The 22,170-nt window shown below is 71.1% G+C and carries 21 protein-coding genes; 5 read left to right on the top strand and 16 right to left on the bottom strand.

Features of this window, described 5'->3' with window-relative positions; translation table 11 throughout:
- Positions 1–188: 188 nt before the first annotated feature.
- Together ACW5EG_RS16425 and ACW5EG_RS16430 are read right to left on the bottom strand one after the other, a co-directional pair.
- Positions 189–1,454, bottom strand: a complete 1,266-nt coding sequence (locus ACW5EG_RS16425) for an RNA polymerase sigma factor (protein ID WP_457020424.1) — start codon at positions 1,452–1,454, stop codon at positions 189–191.
- A gap of 48 nt (positions 1,455–1,502) precedes the next feature.
- Positions 1,503–1,763, bottom strand: a complete 261-nt coding sequence (locus ACW5EG_RS16430; protein ID WP_457022368.1) for a VOC family protein — start codon at positions 1,761–1,763, stop codon at positions 1,503–1,505.
- Between the two features lie 157 nt (positions 1,764–1,920).
- On the opposite strand from ACW5EG_RS16430, the gene ACW5EG_RS16435 reads away from it, so the two are divergent.
- Positions 1,921–2,721: a DUF4377 domain-containing protein gene (locus ACW5EG_RS16435; RefSeq protein WP_457022370.1), complete on the top strand. Its 801-nt coding sequence runs from the start codon at positions 1,921–1,923 to the stop codon at positions 2,719–2,721.
- 46 nt (positions 2,722–2,767) lie between these two features.
- Here ACW5EG_RS16435 and ACW5EG_RS16440 read toward each other — a convergent pair whose 3' ends face one another.
- The 11 genes from ACW5EG_RS16440 to ACW5EG_RS16490 all read right to left on the bottom strand — a co-directional run bounded on the left by ACW5EG_RS16440 (position 2,768) and on the right by ACW5EG_RS16490 (position 12,947).
- Entirely contained in the window at positions 2,768–3,382 is a 615-nt protein-coding gene (locus tag ACW5EG_RS16440; protein WP_457022372.1) for a YbhB/YbcL family Raf kinase inhibitor-like protein, read from the bottom strand.
- Between the two features lie 19 nt (positions 3,383–3,401).
- The gene (locus tag ACW5EG_RS16445; RefSeq protein WP_457022374.1) at positions 3,402–5,471 is read right to left on the bottom strand and encodes a tetratricopeptide repeat protein; all 2,070 of its coding nucleotides are present in this window, start codon (positions 5,469–5,471) and stop codon (positions 3,402–3,404) included.
- A gap of 85 nt (positions 5,472–5,556) precedes the next feature.
- Complete coding sequence (locus ACW5EG_RS16450) at positions 5,557–6,573, bottom strand: YheT family hydrolase (protein WP_457020420.1); 1,017 nt, start codon at positions 6,571–6,573, stop codon at positions 5,557–5,559.
- Positions 6,570–7,322: a lysophospholipid acyltransferase family protein gene (locus ACW5EG_RS16455; RefSeq protein ID WP_457022376.1), complete on the bottom strand. Its 753-nt coding sequence runs from the start codon at positions 7,320–7,322 to the stop codon at positions 6,570–6,572. The genes ACW5EG_RS16450 and ACW5EG_RS16455 overlap by 4 nt, the downstream gene beginning before the upstream one ends.
- Positions 7,323–7,724: 402 nt before the next feature.
- Positions 7,725–8,141, bottom strand: a complete 417-nt coding sequence (locus ACW5EG_RS16460) for a hotdog fold thioesterase (RefSeq protein ID WP_457020418.1) — start codon at positions 8,139–8,141, stop codon at positions 7,725–7,727.
- An 11-nt stretch (positions 8,142–8,152) separates the two neighbouring features.
- Entirely contained in the window at positions 8,153–8,773 is a 621-nt protein-coding gene (locus ACW5EG_RS16465) for a YkvA family protein (RefSeq protein WP_457022378.1), read from the bottom strand.
- Positions 8,774–8,875: 102 nt separating this feature from the next.
- Positions 8,876–9,064, bottom strand: a complete 189-nt coding sequence (locus ACW5EG_RS16470; RefSeq protein ID WP_457020416.1) for a hypothetical protein — start codon at positions 9,062–9,064, stop codon at positions 8,876–8,878.
- Between the two features lie 224 nt (positions 9,065–9,288).
- The gene (locus ACW5EG_RS16475) at positions 9,289–11,232 is read right to left on the bottom strand and encodes a phospholipase D family protein (protein WP_457020415.1); all 1,944 of its coding nucleotides are present in this window, start codon (positions 11,230–11,232) and stop codon (positions 9,289–9,291) included.
- Positions 11,229–11,798, bottom strand: coding sequence for a YceI family protein (locus ACW5EG_RS16480; protein ID WP_457020414.1), 570 nt, complete (start codon positions 11,796–11,798; stop codon positions 11,229–11,231). The genes ACW5EG_RS16475 and ACW5EG_RS16480 overlap by 4 nt, the downstream gene beginning before the upstream one ends.
- A gap of 11 nt (positions 11,799–11,809) precedes the next feature.
- Positions 11,810–12,286, bottom strand: a complete 477-nt coding sequence (locus ACW5EG_RS16485) for a SixA phosphatase family protein (protein ID WP_457020413.1) — start codon at positions 12,284–12,286, stop codon at positions 11,810–11,812.
- A 25-nt stretch (positions 12,287–12,311) separates the two neighbouring features.
- Positions 12,312–12,947, bottom strand: coding sequence for a nucleotide-binding protein (locus ACW5EG_RS16490; RefSeq protein WP_457020412.1), 636 nt, complete (start codon positions 12,945–12,947; stop codon positions 12,312–12,314).
- 115 nt (positions 12,948–13,062) lie between these two features.
- Between ACW5EG_RS16490 and ACW5EG_RS16495 the strand changes: the two genes are divergently transcribed.
- Both ACW5EG_RS16495 and ACW5EG_RS16500 read left to right on the top strand, forming a co-directional pair.
- Entirely contained in the window at positions 13,063–14,280 is a 1,218-nt protein-coding gene (locus ACW5EG_RS16495) for an acyltransferase family protein (RefSeq protein ID WP_457022380.1), read from the top strand.
- 59 nt (positions 14,281–14,339) lie between these two features.
- Entirely contained in the window at positions 14,340–15,827 is a 1,488-nt protein-coding gene (locus ACW5EG_RS16500; RefSeq protein ID WP_457022382.1) for an AAA family ATPase, read from the top strand.
- Positions 15,828–15,861: 34 nt separating this feature from the next.
- Here ACW5EG_RS16500 and ACW5EG_RS16505 read toward each other — a convergent pair whose 3' ends face one another.
- The 3 genes from ACW5EG_RS16505 to ACW5EG_RS16515 form a co-directional block, all read right to left on the bottom strand.
- Entirely contained in the window at positions 15,862–16,890 is a 1,029-nt protein-coding gene (locus tag ACW5EG_RS16505) for a hypothetical protein (protein ID WP_457022383.1), read from the bottom strand.
- Between the two features lie 55 nt (positions 16,891–16,945).
- A complete protein-coding gene (ggt, locus tag ACW5EG_RS16510; RefSeq protein WP_457022389.1) occupies positions 16,946–18,640 on the bottom strand; it encodes a gamma-glutamyltransferase in 1,695 nt (564 codons plus the stop codon).
- A gap of 87 nt (positions 18,641–18,727) precedes the next feature.
- Positions 18,728–19,384, bottom strand: coding sequence for a tetratricopeptide repeat protein (locus ACW5EG_RS16515; protein ID WP_457022385.1), 657 nt, complete (start codon positions 19,382–19,384; stop codon positions 18,728–18,730).
- A 209-nt stretch (positions 19,385–19,593) separates the two neighbouring features.
- Here ACW5EG_RS16515 and ACW5EG_RS16520 point away from each other — a divergent pair, with 209 nt between their 5' ends.
- Positions 19,594–21,210, top strand: a complete 1,617-nt coding sequence (locus tag ACW5EG_RS16520) for a hypothetical protein (protein WP_457022387.1) — start codon at positions 19,594–19,596, stop codon at positions 21,208–21,210.
- A 126-nt stretch (positions 21,211–21,336) separates the two neighbouring features.
- The gene (locus ACW5EG_RS16525) at positions 21,337–22,005 is read left to right on the top strand and encodes an ankyrin repeat domain-containing protein (RefSeq protein WP_457020406.1); all 669 of its coding nucleotides are present in this window, start codon (positions 21,337–21,339) and stop codon (positions 22,003–22,005) included.
- The last annotated feature ends 165 nt before the right edge of the window (positions 22,006–22,170 follow it).

The raw sequence follows: 22,170 nt of genomic DNA on the forward strand, positions 1-22,170 counted from the left end.
TGCCTGCAGCGCGCGTGGCCGGCGCATCCGCTGCACCGGCGCGAGCTGTGCGGCGCCGATGCCGTGGCCACGTTCCGCCGCGACGACTTCGGCATGGACGCAGGCAAGGACTACGGTTTCGACATGACCGTGTCGCTGCGCATCCAGGCGGAGGCGGTGGCCGTCATCCCTTGATGCCGCCGGCGTGCTCAGCCTCGGGCCGCGGCGTCGGCGCGCGCCAGCAGCAGCGCGCGCTCGCGTGCGTTGCGGGTCAGGGCGGCGGCGCGCTCGAACTCCGCGCGCGCTTCGCCGGCACGGCCAAGCCTGTGCAGCAGGTCGCCGCGCACCGCCGGCAGCAGGTGGTAGTCGCGCAACGCGGGTTCGGCCATCAGTGCATCGACCAGCGGCAGCGCCTGCGCGGGCCCGGAACGCATCGACACGGCCATTGCACGGTTGAGCTTCACCACCGGTGACGGCGCCAGCGCCACCAGCGCGTCGTACAGCGCGACGATGCGCGTCCAGTCGGTGTCATCGATGCGCGCGGCATGGGCATGGCAGGCGGCGATCGCGGCCTGCAGCGTGTAGGCCCCGTGCGCCCTGGACAGACGTTCCGCCTGTGCCAGCGCTGCCAGGCCGCGTTCGATCGCGGCGCGGTCCCAGTGGGCGCGGTCCTGGTCCTGCAGCAGGATCGGCTCTCCCGACGGCCCGACCCGTGCGGCCGCGCGCGAGGACTGCAGTTCCATCAGCGCAAGCAGGCCGCAGGCTTCCGCCTCGCCGGGCGCGAGCCCGGCCAGCAGGCGCCCCAGCCGCAGCGCCTCTGCGCACAACGCCGGCCGCATCAGGTCGTCGCCTGTGGTCGCGGCGTAGCCTTCGTTGAACACCAGGTAGACCACGCCCAGCACCGCCGACATCCGCTCCGGCAGTTCGTCGCGGCGCGGCACCTCGAACGGCACGTCGGCCTCGCCGAGCGTGCGCTTGGCGCGCACGATGCGCTGCGCGACCGTCGCCTCGGGCACCAGGAACGCGCGCGCGATCTCGTCGGTGGTCAGCCCGCACAGCAGCCGCAGGGTCAGCGCCACCCGCGCTTCGATCGACAGCATGGGATGGCAGGCGACGAAGATCAGGCGCAGCAGGTCGTCGCCGATGTCGTCGTCGAGCGCGGCCTCGCGCGCGGCATGCAGCTCGTCGTGCAGGCCGTCGAGCTCGTGCGCGATCTGCGCGTGCTTGCGCGTGAGCATGCGGTCGCGGCGCAGATGGTCCAGCGCGCGGTTCTTGGCGGCGGCCATGAGCCATGCGCCCGGGTTGTCAGGCACGCCACCGCCGGGCCAGCGCTCCAGCGCGGCGACCAGCGCGTCCTGCGCCAGTTCCTCGGCCAGGTCGATGTCGCGGACCATGCGCATCAGCGCCCCGATCACCTTCGGTGATTCGGCGCGCCAGACGGCGTCGATGCTGCGGCGTGGGTCCGGGACGACCATCGACCCGGATCAGAACATCGCACGCGACCGGCATGCAAGCCGCGGAAGTCATGTCGCCGGCGCCGGCTCGATGCGCGGCGGCGGATCGTTGCATGGCGCATCGCCGGCCGCTGGTCCGGGGCGCGAGTCGCGCGCGTGCGGCAGCGACGCCGCGAGCGGCAGCATCACGAAGATGTCGTCGGACACGACCATGCAGGTCGCGTTCGCGTCGGTGAACTCCGGGTTGAAGTCGAAGCCGAGCGCGGTGAAGAACCGCACCGGAACATCGAGGTCCCTGACCGGGAAATTGACGAAGCCCCGGCGGGACATGGGATCTCCTTGTGCGTGCGACGTTTCCGATCGCGCCGCCGCAGCGACCGCGTCTTGCATCGACGACGAACGCCCGTCGCGCGGATCGACATCCCGGGACTTTGCCTCCGGGCGGCAGGCGCGTAGGCTGGGGCCGTCCCGCCCGAAGGAGACTGCGATGCGTCCTGTCCTGCCGCTGCTGCTGACCGTCGCCCTGGCGGCCTGCGCCCCGTCCAAGCCGCCGGCGGACACGCCCCCGCCACCCGCGGCCGCCACCGCCCCCGCCCCGGCGCTGGACGCCGCGGCCCTGGCCGCCTCGCACTGGCGCCTGACCGATGCGGCGGATGCCGCGGGCCAGCGCATCGACGCGCTGCTCCCGGATCCGGCCAAGCCCCTGCAGCTCGATTTCGCCGATGGCCGGGTCTCGATCAGCGGCGGCTGCAACCAGATGAACGGGGGCTACACGCTATCGGGCGACCGGTTCGAGGTCGGTGCGCTGGCGCAGACCAAAATGTTCTGCGGCGGTGGCGCGCTGATGGCCACCGACGAGGCGATCGGCGCACGCCTGGCCGGCGCCGGCACGCTGGTGGCCGGCGAAAACGACACGCTGGTGCTGACCACCGCCGGCGGCGACCGGCTGGTGTTCACCGGCGAGCCGACGGCGGCCTCGCGGCACGGCGGCGAAGGCGAACGCGTGTTCCTGGAGGTCGCGCCGCAGCGCGTGGCCTGCCACCACCCGCTGATGCCCGACCATCGCTGCCTGCATGTGCGCGAGGTCACGTTCGACGCCAACGGCCTGCGCCAGGAAGCTGGCGAGTGGGAGTTCTTCTACCAGGAGATCGAGGGCTACACCCACGAGCCGGGCATCCGCAACGTGCTGCGGCTCGACCGCTTCAACCTCGCCAACCCGCCGGCCGACGGTTCGTCGACCGCCTACGTGCTCGACATGGTGGTGGAATCGGAGGCGGTGGCGCCCTGAACCGTGTCGCCGGCGGCCACAGGCCTACGGCGGGGATCGTCCGGGGTCAGGCCCCGGCCCGCACGTTGAGCGAGTAGGTCCCGTGGATCGCCGCCTCGGCGAGCACGTGTCCCTGCATCGCGCGCAGCACGTCGGCGGCGGCGAACTTCACCGGCACCTCGAGCCGTGGCACGTCGAGCGCGAACAGGCGGAAGAAGTAGCGGTGCACGCGCAGGTCGTTGGCCGGCGGGTAGGGGCCGTCGTAACCCAGGTAGTCGCCGCCCATGTCGGCATCGCCGGCAAACCAGCCGGTGTAGTCGTTCAGGCCCTGGCGCGCACCGGCCGGCCCCGCTGGATCGACCTTGCCGCGCTTGTCGATGCCGTCGCTGCAGCTGCCCGCGGCGATCTGGCGCACGTCGGCGGGGATGTCGACCATCACCCAGTGCACGAAGTCGCCGCGCAGATGGTCCACCGGGATCTCCACGCCCTCCTTGCCGGCCAGCGTCGGATCGGTCGGCGCGTCGGTATCGATGCACAGCAGCGCGAACGAACGCGTGCCGTCCGGCGCATCGTCCCAGGCGAGGTGCGGATTGCGGTTGCCGCCGAAGCCGTCGGCCGCGCCCATCGCGAATTCCGCGGGAATCACGCCGCGGTGTTCGAAGCTGTCGCTGCGGATCTGCATCACGGACCTCCGGGAGGGATCAGTTTTCAGGATAGCCCAGCGCCTTGGCGACCGGCGTCAGCAGCGCGAACGGTTCGGCCAGGACGTCGGCATAGCGGCGCCAATGGCCGGACGGAAAGCGGGTGGGCCCCAACGCCTGCAACGGGACCAGGGTCGTGCCAACAAGCGCGCCTGCCTGGGTCGCCAGCGCTACGGCGTTGTCGGCAGTCTCATCGACGCGCAGTACCCGGACAGAGACTGGATTGTCCGCGATGACGGCCGCCATTTGCCGGAGTACGCCGGCCAGCCAGTCCGCCATCGCCAAGTGCGATTGCACCTTGTAGCGTCGGTAAGTGCCGCCTCTCTGCAGCCAGTCCAGCAGCATGTCGCGCGGGTCGGCCAGTACCAGCCACAAGGACGCATCCGCAATGGCGTCACCCAGGACCGGCAACAGTGCCTGGTCCCACCAGGGCAGCCAGTCGATGACCGTCGCGGCCGCAGCCTTGCGTGCGGGCAGCGCTACCCGCCATGTGGCCGCCACGGCCTGGGCGCTGAGCTCGCCGGCGGCGATGCGCCGCGCGGTGTCCTGCGCCTGCAGCAGATCGTCGGGCGGCGTCGCGTCCATCCGATCCATTCGCGTCCGTTGCGGCAGCGCCTGGTACAGCGTGCCGACCACGCGCTCGACGCCGGATCCGGGCGGGCCGTATAGGAAAACCGGGCCCTGGTCCGAAGACCGCTCCGCCATCGTCGCCGACATGCTCTCTGCACCGCTGCCGACAGGAAGATCGATCGCCAGCGGATCGGCGATGGCGGTGATCCGCGCCCACGTCCCCACCGCATCGGCAGGCCACCCTGCCCGGTCCTGCGCGCGTCCGAGCCAGCCGAGCATCATCCGCAAGGTGCGCTCGTCGCTGACCTGCGGCAGCAGCGTTTCGATGTGCGCCACCGCGGCAGGCGGATCATCGAGGAACAGGGAGTGGATGATCTGGACGTGCGCTTCAAAATGGCCGGGGTCCAGGGCCACGATGCGGTCCGCGTAACCCTTGGCCACTTGGCGGTCGCCAGCGCGGTCGGCCAGCCACATCTGCAGCTGCATGGCAGGCAGCGAGCCAGGTATTGCCAGCTCCCAGCGCTCGGCGATTCCGGCCAGGTCTCCGTCGCCGGGTTCGAACGAGAGCCGGGCAGACCAGAGTCCATCGATATCCGGAGCGGAAGCCAGGGCAGTTTCCAGCGTCTGCCGGGCATCCGCCGCGTCGCCCTGGCGGCGGAGGGCCTCGATCAGCGCATCGAGCAGCCGGCGGTCCTCCGGCGCGGCCGCGGCACCGCGCTTGAGCAAGGCCAGCGCACGCGCGTCCTGGCCGGCTGCAAGGCGGAGTTCACCGGCAAGGCGAAGCATGTCCGCGGGCGGAGCATGTCCGGAGGCGAACCCCGCCTCGACGACGTCGGCAGCATCGGCGGGCCGATCCTGCTGTCGGATGGCCTCGGCAAGCAGGAGGCGTACCGCGTGCATGCCGGGAATCCGTTCCAGCACACGGGCAAACGCCTGTTCGGCGAACGCGGCGTGTCCTTCCGCGAGGAAGGCCAAGCCAAGGGTGTATCGCGTCTGCGGATTCTCCGGCGCCTGGCTCACGGCCTGGACCAGCAGCGCTGAGGCCTCCTTTGGACGCCCCTGCTCGAGCAATACCAGCCCACGCAGTGTCAATACGCCTGGATGATCGGGCTGGACCTTCGCGGCGAGTCGCAACTGCTGCTCGGCCCGCGCGACATCGCGATCCCACAGCGCCAGCTGTGCCTGCAGCAGGTACGCGCGCAGTTCGTTGGAATCGAGTGCAACGCTCTGCGCGAGCTCGGAGCGTGCATCGTCCGCCCGACGTTCCCCCACCAGCAGGGTCGCCCGCTGATAGTGCAGACCTGCGTCGTCGGGCGCCAGCGCGAAGGCGCGGTCGAGACTGGCGTGCGCCGCGGCGAGGTCGCCGCTGGCGGCCTGCGCGGCGGCCAGCAGCCGGTGGGCCTCCGGATCGTCAGGCGCAGCCGTCGCGTGGCTGTCCGCCAGTGCCAGAGCCTCGGCCACACGCCCGTTGCGCAGGGCTGCGATTACGTCATCAAGCATGTCGCCATGTCCGTCAGGGTTGAGCCGGTGGGCTCGATCCGCCAATTCTAGGTCGTCTGCGTCAAGCTGACCTGAGCAGCGCCGGTCAACAACGGGTCGCGCCCGCCAGCCGCGCGGCCGTCCAGCGCTCGGCGTAGCCGCTGCAGCGCAGGTCCTCGAGGAAGCCGCAGTGGCCGCCCCAGGGCTGGATCTCCACGCGCGCGGCCTCGGGCAGCGACAGCGCATGGAACTCGTCGATCGGGACCACCGGGTCGTCGGCCGCCATCAGCACGTGGGCCGGCACCTGCAGGCCGCGCAGGCGATCACCTGCGATCGAGTAGCCGTCGAAGTAGGCTTCGATCGATCCCAGCGAGGTATGCCGCCGCACCAGCCAGTCGGTGAGCTCGCGCATGCCCAGGCGCAGGGTGGCGTCGTCGACGTCGACCCGCTCGGGGAACAGCGCGCGCTTGCGCAGCAGGGAGCCGCGCCACTTGCGCTCGAAGTAGCGCATGTACAGCCACAGCCCGTTTTCCATCTGCAGCATGGTGCGGGCCGGGTCGATCACCGGGCACACCGCGGCCACGCCCGCCAGCGGCAGGCCGGCAGCCGGTGCGCGCAGCGCCAGGCGCAGGGCGAAATTGCCGCCGAGCGAGTAGCCGGCGGCGACCATCGGCCGCGCCGGGAACAGGCGCGCGACGTCGCAGGCCGCATGCACCACTTCCTCAATCCGGCAGGAGTGGAAGATGTCGGGATTGAGGTGGTGGGTGTCGCCGTGGTCGCGGAAGTTGAGGCGGAACACCTCGAAGCCGCGCGTCAGCAGCTGCGCCGCGGTCAGGCGCATGTAGCTCGATTCGGCGCTGCCCTCCCAGCCGTGCAGCAGCAGGGCCAGGCCGCGCGACTGCACGCCGGGCACGGCGCTGTGCAGGCCGAGCAGGCGCACGCCTTCGCCGCCGTCGACGACATGCGGCCGCGTCACCGCGCCGGTCGCGCCCAGTGCCTGCGCGCCGCGATTGCGACGCCAGGCGCTGGTGGCGAGGATGGTCTGCAGGTGCGGGCTGCGCAGCCAGCGCGGCGGCGCGAAGGCCGCCATGCCGTCGCCACCGTCGCCAGCGGCCGGGTTCATGTGCGCATGGCCGCGATGATCCGCTCGCGCGCGGTGTCGGCGATGCGGCGGCGGCCTTCGGCATCACCTGGCGCCACCGGTTCGAGGAACACCACTTCGACCGGGCGCACCGGCTCGCCGAGCAGGCGCATGAAGTTGCCGAAGAAGCTCTCGCCGGGCGCGAACGCCACCACCGGCTGCGCACTGGCACGTTCGCCATAGCGCAGTGCCACCGGCTGCACCGGCGCGCCGGCCTCGACCGCGGCCAGGAAGATACGCGCATGGAACGGCCCGACCGAGCGCCCGTCGCGGGTACGCCCTTCCGGGAACACGCCCACCGCGCGCCCGTCGCGCAGCCGCGCCAGCATCTCGTGCAGCACGCCGCCCAGCGATTCCTGGCTGCCGCGCTGGTGGAAGATCGTCTCGCCGCGCGAGGCCACCCAGCCCACCACCGGCCAGCCGGCGATCTCGCGCTTGGCCACGAAGCCCATCATCCGCTGGCTGTGCAGGGCGACGATGTCGATCCAGCTGACGTGGTTGGCCACGAACATCACTGCGCCCGGCATCGGCTCGCCGACGCGGCGCACGCGCATGCCGAACACGCGCATCAGCCCACCCGACCACCAGCGCAGCACGCGGTGGTCGAGCCAGTCACCCGCCACCCGCAGCCGGCCGAGCGGCGGCGTCATCAACAGCAGCGTCAACGGCAGGTGTACCAGCACGTGCCACAGCAGGAAGGGGATGCGAAAGGTGTAACGAAGGACGCGCACGAAGGAGGGCAGCCAGCAGGACCGGGGGAGTCCGAAGCCGCCCACGATACCGAATGCGTGCCATGGCGGGCCAGCGAGGGCAGACGGGCGTGCAGGGCCGGTTCCCGGAGGGCAGCCGTCGCGGACTGCCTTCGCCGCGATGCCGTCACCGGGCAGTCGTCGTCGGACTCGCCTCCGTCCCATCTGCAGGAGCGACTTCAGCCGCGATGGACGCCCCGGGCATGGCAGCTTGCGCGGAGGCCGAAGACCACGATCGCGGCTGAAGCCGCTCCTGCAGAAGAAGGGAGGCGCAGTGGAAGCAGTGCGGCGCTGCCCGGCCGCCCGACACCACCGCGTGTAGGAGCGGCTTCAGCCGCGAACGAAGACGGCGCGGTGCCAAGGTTTCGATGCGGTAGCGCGATGTCAGGCGCGCGAGACGACCGCGAGCGTCAGCCGGGAGACACAGACCGGACGCCCGGCCTCGTCCTCGATGCGGATCTCCCAGACCTGGGTGCTGCGTCCCACGTGCAGCGGGCGCGCGGTGCCGGTCACGATGCCGCTGCGCACGCCGCGCAGGTGGTTGGCGTTGATCTCGATGCCGACCACGCCGCAGCCCTCCGGCGCGCACAGCCCGCCGGCGCTGCTGCCCAGGGTCTCGGCCAGCAGCACCGAGGCGCCGCCATGCAGCAGGCCATGGGGCTGGTGGGTGCGCGCGTCGACCGGCATCGTGGCGCACAGCCAGTCCGGGCCGATGCCGGTGAACACGATGCCCAGCGCCTGGATCGCGGTGTCCCGCGACATGGCGTTGAGTTCGTCCAGTCCGGTGTCGGTGCGGAACATCCGCGCCGTGCTCACTTGAAGCGGAACAGGCTCGGACGCCAGGCGCGCGAGTACGCCGGGCGGCCATAGCCGCTGCTGCCGCCGTAGCCCATGCCGAATTCGCTGTCGCCGCTGCGCTCGCGGCGCGCGTGCATGCGTTCGACCAGCTCGTCGCGGCGGCTGTCGAGCCAGTCGGTGCGGCCGACCGCGGACGGTTCGATGCCGCGCCTGCTGGCCTCGCGCTCGCGGTATTCGCAGAAGTCGTCGTACGCGTCCAGCTCATGCCTGAGCTCGCGCACGCACAGCTCGATCATGATTGCGTCGTCGAGGTAGCCCAGCACCTGCACGTGGTCGGGGATCACGTCCTTGGGGTCGGCGAAGTACACCAGCGCCGACAGCACGTGCTGGAGGTCGCCCTCGTCGAGGTGCCAGCCCGCGTCGCGGGCCATCGCGATCATGTCGTCCAGCCGCTCCAGCCGCTCGCGGATGAAGTCGGGCATCTTGACCTGCTGCGCGCCTTCCAGCAGCGCCGCCGCGGCCTGCACGATGTCTTCGGGACTCTTGTCGGCCGCGGCCTTGCGCGCGGCCTTGAGCGCACTGGCGAAGTGCTCCAGGTCCTGGTCATTGAGATCGATGGTCAACGAAAGCGACATGACGGGTCCCGGGGGGCGTAAAGATGCGCAGCCTAGGGCCGGCGGCGCGCGTGCGTCAATCGTCCACGCCAGGCGCGCAGGTGCGCGCGCACAGCGGCAGGATCAGGCGAAGCGGAAGCGTGCGGTGGCGGTCGCCGGGGTATAGCGCTTGCCGCTGGCGTAGCCGCTGCTGTTGCCGTAGCCGATGCCGAAGTCGCGCTCGCGGCGCTCGAACGCCGGAAGTGGGCGCTGGACGATCTGGGCGACCTTCACATTGCGGCTGGTGACGGAGGTGGTGGTGAGCTGGTTCATGGCGTCCTCGGGGGAAGTGTGTTTCGGTGTGTTGGTAGAGTAGTACACCAGCCAAGCGCTGACATGGGCCGGAAGTCACGGTCCTCGCGAATGCCCGCGAATCGGCCGGAACCTGTTGATTTGATGGAGTCAGGCGGCGACGGGTTGCAGCCGCGCAGGCATGACTGACGACACCCCGCCCGCTCGCGGCCCGGCCGTAGCCGGTGTGCGGCCGCGGAGGCCGGTCAGAGGATGGGTGCCAGCCCTGCGCCGAAGGCGGTGAAGATGCGCGTCAGCAGCGACCGGAAACCGAGGTTGACCTCGGGGAAGTCGCCGACCGGCTCGTAGCAGGCGCGAAAGCCGGCGTCGAAGGCCGGCAGCGGCTCGGGGCAGTCGGGACCGGGCTGGAATTCGTAGCTGGTCGCGTAGCGCACCGGCCACAGGTCGAACACCGGCAGGTGTTCGGACACCTTGCTCAGCGAGTACTCGAGGCCGGACAACACCGGCGGGCGGTCGCGGCGCGCGATGGCCCAGGAGTTCTCCGGCGCCATGTCGCGGCGGATGCTGTCGCCCAGCGCGCGTGCAAACGCCGGGTCGTCGATGATCACCGCGCTCTCGGTGTTGTAGTCGTCGCCGCGCGGATCGAAGTTGTGGGTACCGACCACGCCGATGCGCTCGTCGATCACCAGTGATTTCGCGTGCAGCCCGAAGCGCACGCCGGCGCGCTTGAGCGGCACGCGCTGGTGCACGCCGATGCCGGCGTAGCGCAGCGCGGCGTACTCGCGCGCCAGCGGTGGCGTGCGGCGCTCGTCGTCATCGTCGTCATCGTCGTCGGCATCGTCCGTGTCGGCCGGCGCGGCGTCGCCGACGTTGGCGCTGCCGTCGGCATTCCAGGAAATATCGACCGCGCCGGTCGCATCCAGATCGATCGGCGCATCCTCGGGGAACGGCTTGAACTCGTGGATCTCGAAGCCGAAGTCGCGCAGGTGGCGGCGCTTGTACTTGTACGACAGCGCGTAGGTGATGAACGAGTCGGTCGCGGCCAGGCTGTTGGTCGAGACGATCACGCGCGGCGGCGAGGGCCGCGCGCGCATGCGCCGGAACATGTCCTGCGCATACGGCGAGAGCACCAGGTACGGCGTCTGCAGCAGCACTTCGGTGCGCGCCGATTCAATCAGCTCGTTGAGCAGTGGCGACGCGTGGACCGCGCTGGCCGCCAGTTCGCGGTCGCGCCGGTGCTTTTGCGGCAGGTCGGCGATGAACACCACGTCGCCCACCGGGATCGCGGCATCGGCCAGGCGCTCGCGCACCAGCGCCGGGTCGTCGGCCGCGCGCAAGACCGCCTCCACCCGCGCCGGACGCTGGTAGGGCCAGTCTGGCAGCGGCGGCGCGCCCTTGCGCAGCAGGTGTCGGCCGACGTCGTCGAGCCGCGCCACCGGCACGCTCAGGCGCGCGTTCCAGAACGCCTCGAAATTCTCCGCCATGTCGGCCGTGACCGGCCCGCTGACCAGCACGTCGCGGTCGCGGAAGTTGTACTCGGCGCTCCAGTCGTAATAGTCGTTCTGGTAGTTGCGCCCGCCGGTGATGCCGACCAGGCCGTCGACCAGCAGCAGCTTGCTGTGCATGCGCTGGTTGAGCCGGCGCCAGCAGCAGGCGGCCGCCCAGGCGTAGAGGGGATAGGTGATACGGGCGCGGTCGAGCACCGGGTTGTAGATGCGGATCTCGAAGTTGACGTGGGCCGAGGCCAGCGCGGCGAGCGTATCGACCTGCCTGAGCGCGGACAGCTGGTCGACCAGCATGCGCACGCGCACGCCGCGCTGCACCGCCGCCATCAGCTCGTCGAGCACCAGATGCCCGGCATCGTCCTCGTCGAAGATGTAGGTCTGCAGGTCGATGCTGCGCTGCGCGCCGCGGATCAGGTCCAGGCGCGACACCAGCGCGTCCTGGCCGTAATCGAGCAGCAGCGCGTAGTGGCGCGGCTGCTGCGGCGTGCTGTCGGCCATCGCGCGCTCGCCCAGCTCGCGCAGCGGCGAGGGCCGGGCGCAGGCGTCGGCCGCATCGCAGCTGACCAGGGTCGAGCGGGCCTGCGCGGCGATCGCCGCAGCCTGGTCGCGCTGCAGCGCGGACAGGCTGCCGCAGCCGCTGCCGACCAGGACCAGCAGCGCGAACAACGCCCGCATCGCTCTCATGGCGTCGCGGCGGGCCGCGTGCGGATGTGCAGGTTGAACACCACCCGGTCGGACAGGGCGAGGCCCCAGCGGTCCATCGCGTAGTCGCTGCGGTAGACCACGCCGCTGGCGACCACGGCGCAGTCGATGGTGGGGCGAGCGCAGGTCGCGGGCTCGAGCGTGAACACCTCGCGCCGGCGCACGCCGCGGATGGTCAGCGCGCCGCCCAGCAGCCCGCCCTCGCGCAGCAGTTCGTCCGTGTACGGGTCGGACACGAACTCCACCCACGGGTGCCGGTCCGCGTCGAAGAAACCGCGCCCGCGGGTGACCCGGGAATATTGCGGATGATCGAGGATCTCCACATCGCCCGTGGGCAGGCGCAGGCGCACCTGCCTGCGCGCATCGGACACCGCCACGATCTCGCCGTGCCAGTCCGGGAACGTGCCGTCCAGCGTCTGTCCCCAGCGCGTCTTCAGGGTGAAACCGATGCGGGACAGTGCCGTGTCGATTTCCACCGCGGGCGCGGACAGGGCGATCCCGGCCGCCAGTAGCACCAGCCACCGCAGCCGTCGACAGACATTGCGCATCCCATCCGCCCTCAGGGCCACCAGAAGGCGGAGACGGAGGCGATTCCCGGTTCGATCTGTGCGTCTTCAGGCAGGTGCAGCACGGCCACCGCCGCGGGTGGCATGCCACGGTAGTCGCCGGACTGGCCGCTGTGCAGCAGCGCCAGCAGCCGCTCCAGCCCGGGGTTGTGGCCGACCACCAGCAGGCGGTCGGCGTGGCGATGGCTGTCGACCAGGCCGGCGAGGGTGCCGGCCGTGGCTTCGTAGATCGACGGCTCCAGGCGCTTGTCCAGTTCGCCGACCACCTGGGTCACCGCGTCGAGGGTCTCGCGGGCGCGCCGCGCGGGCGAGCACAGCACCAGGTCGGGCAGCAGCGACTTCTCGCGCAGCCAGGCGGCTACCGCATCGGCCTCGGCCAGGCCCTCGTCCGAGAGCGGGCGGTCGAAGTCCGCCTGGCCGGTGCGCGGCAGCTCGGCATGGGCATGCCGCAACAGGATCAATTCACGCATGGCGGTCGTACTCCGAAGGTCTCGCTCAGGCGCGCCTGAGCCATTTGAGCAGCGGCTGCCAGTCGGCCTGGTGGTCGCGTACCTGGGCCGAGTTGTAGTCGAACAGGCTCTTGCCGAAGCCGACCAGCATCACGTAGGCCTGGCTGTCACGCAGCTGTGCCACCAGCGGGTATGGCCACTGGCCGAGCAGCTCCATCGCCTGCTGCGAGGCATTGGTCCAGGGCCGCAGGCGGTTGCCGACCAGGCCCACCGGCAGCGCGCCGCTGCGCACCCGCGGGTGTTTGGCCAGGGCGTTGAGGAAGGGCACGGTGGCGTCGATGTCGAGCGCCGAGGGCAGCACCGGCACCACCAGCGCGTCGGCGTGCTCGAGGTAGACCTCCAGCGCATCGGCGTGGGCCCCGGCCGGGGCATCGACCACCACCCGCTCGGTGCCTTCGGGGATCGACTTCCATGCGGTCTTGTGGCGGCTGCTGCCGTTGATCGGCAGGACCGCGCTTTCCAGCACGGCACGGCGTTCGGCCCAGCGCGTGGAAGAGCCCTGCGGATCGGCATCGATGATGACCGTGCTGCGCCCCGCCACGGCCGACTCCGCCGCCAGATGGGTCGCGATCGTGGTCTTGCCGACACCGCCCTTGGAACTGGCCACCAGCACTGTCTTCATGCATCGCCTCCGCCTGGGAACGTGCCGCGAGCGTACACCGGCGGCGTGGCCGTAGCGACCACCGGACCACGTTACTTGGGCGACCCCTCCACGCTCTTGACGCAACCTTTACATGATGAGCGAGCGTCCCTCCCCCCTGGCCACGTTGCCTGACTGCGGCGCGGCCACGGCCGGCGTGGTGGACGCAAGGCTCGCCGTCGCGGCGACCGCAACGCACGGCGTCCGCCTGCACGAGCTGGACGCGATGCGCAGCGTGCTGATGCTGCTGGGCGTGGTGCTGCACGCGATCAATCCCTACGGCCTGGACGGCGACTGGCTGGTCGCCGACGCCAGCCGCAGCCCGCTGCTCGAAGCGCTCGCGGTCGCGATCCACGCGTTCCGGATGCCGGCGTTCTTCGTGGTCGCGGGCTACTTCTCGATGCTGCTGCTGGGGCGGCAGGCGCCGCCGGTGTTCCTGCGCGAGCGCCTGCGCCGCACGCTGCTGCCGGCGCTGGCAGTGCTGCTGACCTTCAACCTGGTGCAGGTCTGGTTCCTGGCGCCCGCAGCGCCCGCGGACGGGTTCTGGCGCGGCGCGCTGCTGCCCGCCCTGTTGCGCGGGGACTGGCTCGGGCACCTTTGGTTCCTGGTCGACCTGGCGCTGTACTGCATCGCCCTGGCCGCGCTGCGACCCTGGCTGGATGCCCGTGCCGGCGGGCAGGGGCGCACGCTGCTGGCGCAACCGCATGCACTGCCCGTGCTGCTGGCGGCGGCCGCCCTGGTGCCGCTGGCCAGCGCGATGGCGGCGCACCTGGCGCCGATGCTGGCCCGGCAGCTGGCCGGCCTGGTCAATCCCCAGGAACTGCTGGACCACGCCCCGTTCTTCGCGATCGGCTGCCTGCTGCAGGTGCAGCCCGCACTCCTGCGGCGGTTCTCATGCGCCGGCGCGGGTGTGTGGATCGGCGCCGGCATTACCTGGGCCGCCCTGCGGCACCTGCCCGAAGGGGGCGGGCCTGCTGCGGCGGCGGTGACGATCCTGGCGCGCACCGGGCTGGCCTGGTGCCTGGTGCGGATGCTGTTCGCGGGGTTCTCGCGCTGGGCCGGCGCGCCCAGCCCCGTGTTCCGCTACCTGTCCGACGCCAGCTACTCGATCTACCTGTTCCACCACCTGTGCGTGGTGGCCACCGCCAGCGTGCTGCTGTCGATGCCCTGGGCGGCACCGGCCAAGTTCGGCGTGGTGCTGGCCGTGGCCGCGCTGGTGCCCTTGGCGATGCACCACTGGCTGGTGCGCCCACACCCGACGATGCGCTGGCTGTTCAATGGCCGGCCGCGCGCTTCCGCCCTGCCACGCGACTGACCGGCGGACAGCCCGTCGCGTCTGCTATCGTCGCCCGGCCCCGCAACCACCCCGTGTACATGAGCGACCTGCAGGACCTCGTGGCGCTGATTCGCGCCGACACGCCGCTGATCGTGATCGAGACACCCGACGAGATGCGGGTGGTGGAACTGTTCCGGCAGTCATTGACCCACGTCTGGCGCTCGCTGTACCGCTGGTCGATCACCGAGGGCCTGCGCCGCATGGACCTGGACGGCGAGGATCCGGCCCAGCTGCCCGCCGACGCCGGCACCACCCTGGGCGCGATCCGCAACGCGGACCAACGTGGCGTCTACGTGTTGCTCGATTTCCACCCCTACCTGGGCTATGCCGGCACCCAGCGGCAGCTGCGCGACATCCTGCAGCGGCGCGACTGCCTGGCGCATACCGTGGTCCTGGTCGGGCACAGGATCGAGCTGCCAAGCGAGCTCGATGCCAGGGCCGCGCGCCTGCGCCTGCGTCTGCCCGACGGCAATGCCCTGCTCAAGCTGGTCCGCGAGGAGATCGCCGCCTGGCAGCGCGAGCACGAAGGCCGCCGGGTCGAGGCCGACGAAGCGGTGGTGCGCAGGATCGTGCGCAACCTGCAGGGCCTGGACGTGATGCACGCGCGCCGTATCGCGCGCCACCTGATCCACGACGACGGCGCGCTGGGCCCGGGCGACCTGCCCGAGCTGATGCGGCTGAAGTTCGAGCTGCTCAACAAGAGCGGCCACCTGCACTACGAATACGACACCGCCCGCTTTGCCGACGTGGCCGGCGCCCGTCGCCTCAAGCGCTGGGTCGAGCAGCGCCGGCACGTGTTCACCGGCGGCGACGCGCCACCGGGCCTGGATCCGCCCAAGGGCATGCTGCTGCTGGGCGTGCAGGGCTGCGGCAAGTCGCTGTTAGCCAAGGCGGTGGCCGGTGGCTTCGGCGTGCCGCTGGTGCGGCTGGATTTCGGCACGCTCTACGCCAAGTACCACGGCGAAACCGAGTCCAACCTGCGCGCGGCGCTGGCGCAGGCCGAACAGCTCGCGCCCTGCGTGCTGTGGATCGACGAGATCGAGAAGGGCCTGGCTGCCGGCAGCGCCGACGGCGACGGCGGCGTCTCACGGCGCGTGCTGGGCTACCTGTTGACCTGGATGGCCGAGCGCAAGTCAAACGTGTTCCTGGTCGCCACCGCCAACCAGGTGCAGGAGCTGCCGGCCGAACTGCTGCGCAAGGGCCGCTTCGACGAGATCTTCTTCGTCGACCTGCCCGACGCCGACACCCGCGCGCACGTGTTCGAACTGCACCTGCGGCGGCGCCAGCTGGGCCCCGAGCGCTTCGACCTGCCTGCGCTGGCGCAGGTGGCCGAAGGGTTCTCCGGCGCGGAGATCGAGCAGGCCATCGTCGCCGCGCTGTACTCGGCCCACGCCGACGGCCGCGGCGTCGACAACGCGCTGCTGCAGGAGGAGCTGCGCGCCACGCGGCCACTGTCGGTGGTGATGCGCGAACAGGTCGACGCGCTGCGCGCCTGGGCCGGCAGCCGGACGGTGCCCGCGGACTGAGGCTCGCCGCGTTCGCCATTCGCGGCGGCGTGCATCACCGTCGCGGCGGCGCCCAGCCGGGCGGCGGGTCGGCTGACACGCCGCCTTCGGCCAGCACGCGCTCCACCAGCTGCTGCTCGGTCGTGATCGTCGAATCGGCCAGCAGGCGCGCGAACTGTTCCGCGCCGTAGCGCGGCTGCTGTTGTCCCAGTCGACCCCACTCCAGCATGCGCCAGTCCATGCGCCGCAGGCGCGCCTGCAGTTCGCTGCGCTCGGCCGGGGTCGATGCCAGCGCGCCCAGCATCGCAAGGCCGGCGTGTTCGTCGGCAATGTTGGTGGAACGGTCGGCCAGCAGGCTCGCCACGTGCGCGCAGTCGCCGCGCCGCGCCGGCATCGCCCGCAGCATCTGCTGGCTGCAGCCCTCGACCAGGGCGTCGTAACCGGGGTCGGCGCTCGCAGCCCACAGCGCCATGGCCGAGACCGCCGCGGCCTCGTCGCCGTGGAAGGGCTGGCCGCGGCTCATCGCCGCCTGCTCGGCGGCGTTCGGCGGATGCCGCTGCCAGGCCGAGGCAATCCAGCGCACGCTTGGGTACATGCCCGCATCGGCACGCGAAGCATTGCGCGCCTGCGCCAGCAGCGCATCGACGGTGAGGCCCGCATGCAGCAGCGGCATCAGGTTGTCCGGCTCGGCCGCCTGCCAGCGGCGGGCGGCTTCCAGGCGCACCGCGCCATCATCGGCACCCGCCGCCAGCACGAGCAGGCGGTTGGCGACGAGGTCGTCGCCCGCCTTGGCGGCAGCCGCACGCAGCCAGGCCTCGGCCTGGGCATCGCGCGGCGGCGGCGGCGGGGGCGCCGTAGGGTCGTCGGGCGCCTGCGCCTGCGGAGCGCTGGCGTGGCGCAGCAGCGCTGCCAGCGCCAGATCGCGGGCGCCACCGTCGCGGGCGAGCGCGGTGACCAGGCGCTGCATGTAGGCCTGGTGCGCATCGGCTTGGGCCATCTGCGCCGTATCGGCGTCACGGGGGACCTGCGCCTGGGCGACGGGCAGGAGCAGCAGCGCGGCGACCAGCAGCAGGCGTGGGCTCATGGTGCGGAATCCGTGGAGGTTCGCCACAGGATACCGGCGGCCCGTCGCGGCCGGATCAGTAGCCGGCCGCCTGCCCGTCCTTCCGCGATTCGCTGGCGCCGGTCCAGCCGCCGTGCGGATTGGCCATGATCGCCTGGTAGCCGCCGAACGGGCCGTCGGCGAAGCGCACGCTGTGGCCCTTGCGCATCAGCGCGCGCACGGTCTCGTAGGGGAAGCCGGTTTCCAGCTCGACGCGGCCGCCATCGGCCATCGCCACGGCCTGGCCCGCCGGCTCGGTGGAACCATCGTGCTGGATGCGCGGCGCATCACCGGCCTCCTGCAGGTTCATGCCGAAGTCGATCATGTTGAGCAGGATCTGCACGTGGCCCTGCGGCTGCATCGCCCCACCCATCAGGCCGAAGCTCAGCCAGGGCTTGCCGTCCTTGGTCACGAAGGCGGGAATGATGGTGTGGAACGGCCGCTTGCCCGGCGCGAACGAGTTCGGGTGCCCGGCCTTGAGTACGAACTGCTCGCCGCGGTCCTGCAGGATGAAGCCCAGCCCCGGCGGCGCCATGCCGCTGCCCATGCCGCGGTAGTTGGACTGGATCAGCGAGACCATCATGCCGCTGGCATCGGCGGTAGTGAGGTAGATGGTGTCGCCTTCGTTGAGCTGCGGGATCACGCCCGGTTCGGCGGCCTGCATCGCACGGTCCATGGAAATCAGCCCGTCGCGTTCGCGCGCGTAGTCCTTCGAGATCAGCCGCTCGACCGGGGTCGCGTAGAAGTCCGGATCGGCATAGGAGGCGGCGCGGTCGGCGAAGGCCAGCTTCTTGGCTTCGACGAACAGGTGCACGTGCTCGGGGCTGCCGAATCCGTAGGACTTCAGGTCGTAGGGCTCGAGCAGGTTGAGGATCTGCAGCGCAGCGATGCCCTGGCCGCTGGGCGGCAGCTCCCAGAGGTCGAAGCCGCGGTAGCTGGTGGAGACCGGTTCGATCCATTCGCCGCGATGCGCGGCCAGGTCATCAAAGGACAGGAAGCCGTCGTTGGCCTTGAAGTAGGCGTCGATGGTGCGCGCGATCGCACCCTTGTAGAACGCGTCGCGGCCGCCGTCGGCGATCTGCTGCAGCGTGTTGGCCAGATGCGGGTTCTTCCAGGTCTCGCCGTTGCGCGGCGCGCGGCCGTCGATGGTGAACTGCTCGACAAAGCCCGGCCACTTCGACAGCCGCGGCACCGATCGATCCCAGTAGTAGGCAATGACCTCGTGCACCGGATGTCCGTCGCGCGCGTAGCTGATCGCCGGCGCCAGGTTCTGCGCCATCGTGCGCTTGCCGAAGCGCTCGTGCAGTGCGAACCAGCCGTCGACCGCGCCCGGCACCGTGACCGGCAGCGGCCCGTGCGAGGGGATCTCGGTCAGCCCGCGGCGCTCGAATTCGGCCAGGGTCAGCGATTTCGGCGAGCGGCCCGAACCGCTGTAGCCGTGCAGCCTGCGCGTGGCCGGATCCCACACGATCGCGAACAGGTCGCCGCCGATGCCGTTGCCGGTCGGCTCCATCAGCCCGAGCGCGGCGTTGGCGGCGATGGCGGCATCGACCGCGCTGCCGCCGCCCTTCATCACGTCCAGCGCGATCTGGGTGGCCAGCGGGTGGGACGTGGCCGCCATCGCCTGCGGCGCATGTACTTCGCTGCGGGTGGCGAAGGGCTTGCCGGTGATGCGGTCGGCGGCAGATGCCGGCGGCGCCAGCGCCGCGGCGGCGGCGAGCGCAATGATCAGGACGGTTTGGCGCACCGGTTCACCGTTTGGGTGGGAGTCGATGCGCGGCACCTTAGCGCGGAAGCCGCGGCGCGTGCAGGCGGGCGCTCACGGCCAGGCCGGCGGATTCTGGCTCCAGGCCGCGAGCACTTCGACCAGGGTGGCGCGGTCGTCGTCGCTCCAGTCGGGCAGCAGGCCGGGCAGCGCGCCGGCGTTGGTCCAGCGATCGGGGTAGGTGCGGACAGCTGCGGCATACCAGGCCACGGCTTCTTCGCGCCGACCCAGCTTCCACAAGGCCAGCGCCAACGTCGGCGGCACCCAGGACGGCTTCACCACGCGGTTACTGGACGCCTGCAGCCACAGCGGCAGCGCGGCCTCGACATCGCCGGCGCGGTACAGGTCCCAGGCCTGGTTCCACTGCAGCGAGCGGTGGCGCTGGCTGCCTTCCGAACTCGAGGCCAGCCCCTGCGCATACAGCGCCATGCCGGTCTCGGTGCGGCCCGCCGCCATCGACAGGTGCGCAAGCTGCGGGACGGCCTGCTCGGCATTGCGGCCGCCGCGCTCCATCATGCGCACCAGCTGCGCCACGGTGGCCTCGTCGTTTCCTTCGATGGCGACGATCGGACGCGCGCTGCTGTCCTCGTCGAAATAGAACTCGGCAGGCCGCGGCAGCGACTGTGCGCCGGCGCCCGCGCACAGCCCCGCGAGCAGGACGAAGAGATACAGCCGGCGAGCGTGCGACCACACGCGTGGCATCGATTCCATTGCGAAGTCCCCCTGTAGAACTGCAGCGATTGCTGCGCTCGATTCTAACCCGACGCATGTTGCGCCGCAGCAGGCAGGCCCGGAAGCGCGACCGGGTCGGCAGGTTTCTACCTGTGTTGTCCGATCAACACGTGCCCTGGTAGACGCCCTAGCTGTCAACGGCGTGCCGCCGCGCTAGCGTGGCCGTACCAGCTGGTACGGAGACCGTCATGGTCAGCGGGATTTCACCGGTCATCGATTCAGGCACGCGCACGCAGCTGCCGCCTGCGGCGCAGTCGACCGCCGATCGCGCGGCGCTGCCGGCCGCCTTCGCCGGTGGCTATCGCCCGGAAGCCAGCTACCACCCCCAGCTGCAGCCGCCGGTCACCTCCCCCGCCGGCGGCGTGCAGCCTTCACAGGCAGGCGGCCCGCACGGAATCCCGCCGGGCCAGACCCTCGCCGACGTGGCCAGCGGCACGCAGGCGCAGCCGTTCGACGTGACCCTGTCGCAGCTGGCCACCGCGGTGTACGGCACGCGGGGCGCGCCGCCGGAAGGCTGGAGCGCGGTGACCGACCAGCAGCTGCGCGATCTGGGCGTGCAGGATCCGCAGGCGTGGCGCCTGCAGTTCCTTGGCGCCAACGACGCGGTGGGCAGCAATGCGCAGGAGTTTCGCGCCGAGATCTACAGCGACGGCAGCGGCAACTACGTGCTGTCCTACCGCGGCACGGCCGAAGGTGGCGCGGACTGGGACAACAATTTCCACCAGGGCGCCGGCTTCGAGACACCCGACGGCGACAAGTTCAGCGTCACCGCGGTCAACACCGCGGTCGAGTTCGCGCGCGTGTTCGGCGACAACCCGGGCGGCGTGTCGACCAACCTCGCCATCACCGGCCATTCCCAGGGCGGTGGACTGGCTTCGGTTGGCGCGCTCGCCAGCGGCGTGCCGGCGGTGACCTTCGATGCCTCGGGCATCCATCCCAATACCCTCGACCGGATCGGAATCGATCCACAGCGCGCGCGCGATCTCGCCGGGGGCGGGCAGATCCGCGCCTATTCCCTGGAAGCCGATGCATTGACCAACCTGCAGGACAGCTGGATCACCGGTGTGCTCGCACCGGACGCGCTGGGCACGCAGATCGTGGTGAAGCCGGCCGCTGCGGACGCGCACGACATGTTCAACCAGTACGGGCCGATGGAGCTCGAGGGGATGACCCCCGAGCAGTTGGCCCTGCTCAATGCCGGCGTCGAGACCGCACGACACACGCCATTCGTGGCGCTCAATCCGGTCACCGGCGTCATCACCGGCAGCACGAACCTGGCGGGCAATCTCGCCTACAGCGCGATCAGCCACAGCCCCAACGCGCTGACCGCGGGCATGGTCGAACACCAGCCCTGGCAGGCGGGGTACGAGAACCCGTCCAACCTCGGCCGCGACCTGCAGAACCTGCTGCCGGACGCAGCCAAGGACGACTACGCGCGCAACGTGCATGACTTCGCCAGCGACATCGAGGCGGTGGTGGGCAACGAGTTCGCCAACGGCCGTTACGTGCAGGGCGGAGCGAGCCTGGTCGGCGACTTCGCCGAAGGGGCCTGGAATTCGGCCGGCGACACCGTGGACGGCTATGCCGACACGCTGGCGGCGGAGATCGACGCGCGCGTCGATGGCTGGGCCGGCAATCTGCTGTCGGGCGCGGTCGATGGCGGCGGCGACGCGGTCGAGTTCGTGGCCGACGCCGGCGGACAGGCAGTCGAATCCCTCGCCGATGGCGCAGGCTGGGTCGCGCAGGGCGCAGCCGATGCCGGCAGGGACTTCGCCGGTTTCGTCGGCGGGCTGTTTGGCCGATAGCCACATGCACCGGTCGGCCGCTTGCGCGGCGCTATGATCGCGTTTCCAATGCCGCGCATGCGCCGCTCTTCCGCGATCGCGTCCGCGCTCTTCCTATGCCTTGCCGCAGGGTGCGCCCGGCCGTCCATGAGCAACGATGCCTTCTCCAGTTCCGAACTGAGCCCGCTGGCCGATGCCGTCGACCGCGGTGACGCCGCCGAGATCCGCCGCCAGCTCGAACGCATCGACGCCGACGCGCCGGGCAGCGACGGCAGCACCCTGCTGATGTCGGCAATCCGGCAGGGCCGCACAGCCAGCGTGGAAGCGCTGCTTGCGGGCGGCGCGGACCCCAATCGCGTCGATCCGCGCGGCGAGACGCCCGTTCACGCGGCGGCGTTCTCGGGCAAAGCCGAACTGCTGCAGCTGGTGCTCGATCACGGCGGCGACGCCAACGCGCGCAATCCAAACACCGGCGCCACACCGCTGGTGCAGGCGCTGCTGTCCCCCGATGCCGGTCAGTATCGTGTCCTGCTTGAAGCGGGCGCCGATCCCGACATCGCCGACCGCAACGGCGACACGCCGCTGCACGTGGCCGCGCGCACCAACAACGGCGGCGCGATCCTGGCGCTGCTCGCCAAGGGCGCCTCCCCGCTTGCCGCGAACTCGGGCGGCACCACGTTCCAGCCGTACTACTTCGGCTACAACCGCGCCATCCTCAATGATCGCGCCCTGGCCGAGCGCAAGGCCGTGGTCGAGTGGCTGAAGGCCAACGGCGTGCCGCTGGAGGCGGCAGTGGGCGAGGCGGACCAGAAGTAGACGGGCTGGGCGATCCGGGCTCCGGCCATCGAAGAAGCGGGTTGGATTCGTGCCTGTGGTGGCGGTCATTGCGAGCCGGGGGTTGCTCCTCGGCTCGGTCAGCCATCCATGGCTGACTCGCCGCCGCAGCGCATCCATGCGCTGCTTTCCGCAACCCCCGCCCCG

The sequence above is a fragment of the Luteimonas sp. A611 genome, assembly GCF_054072715.1.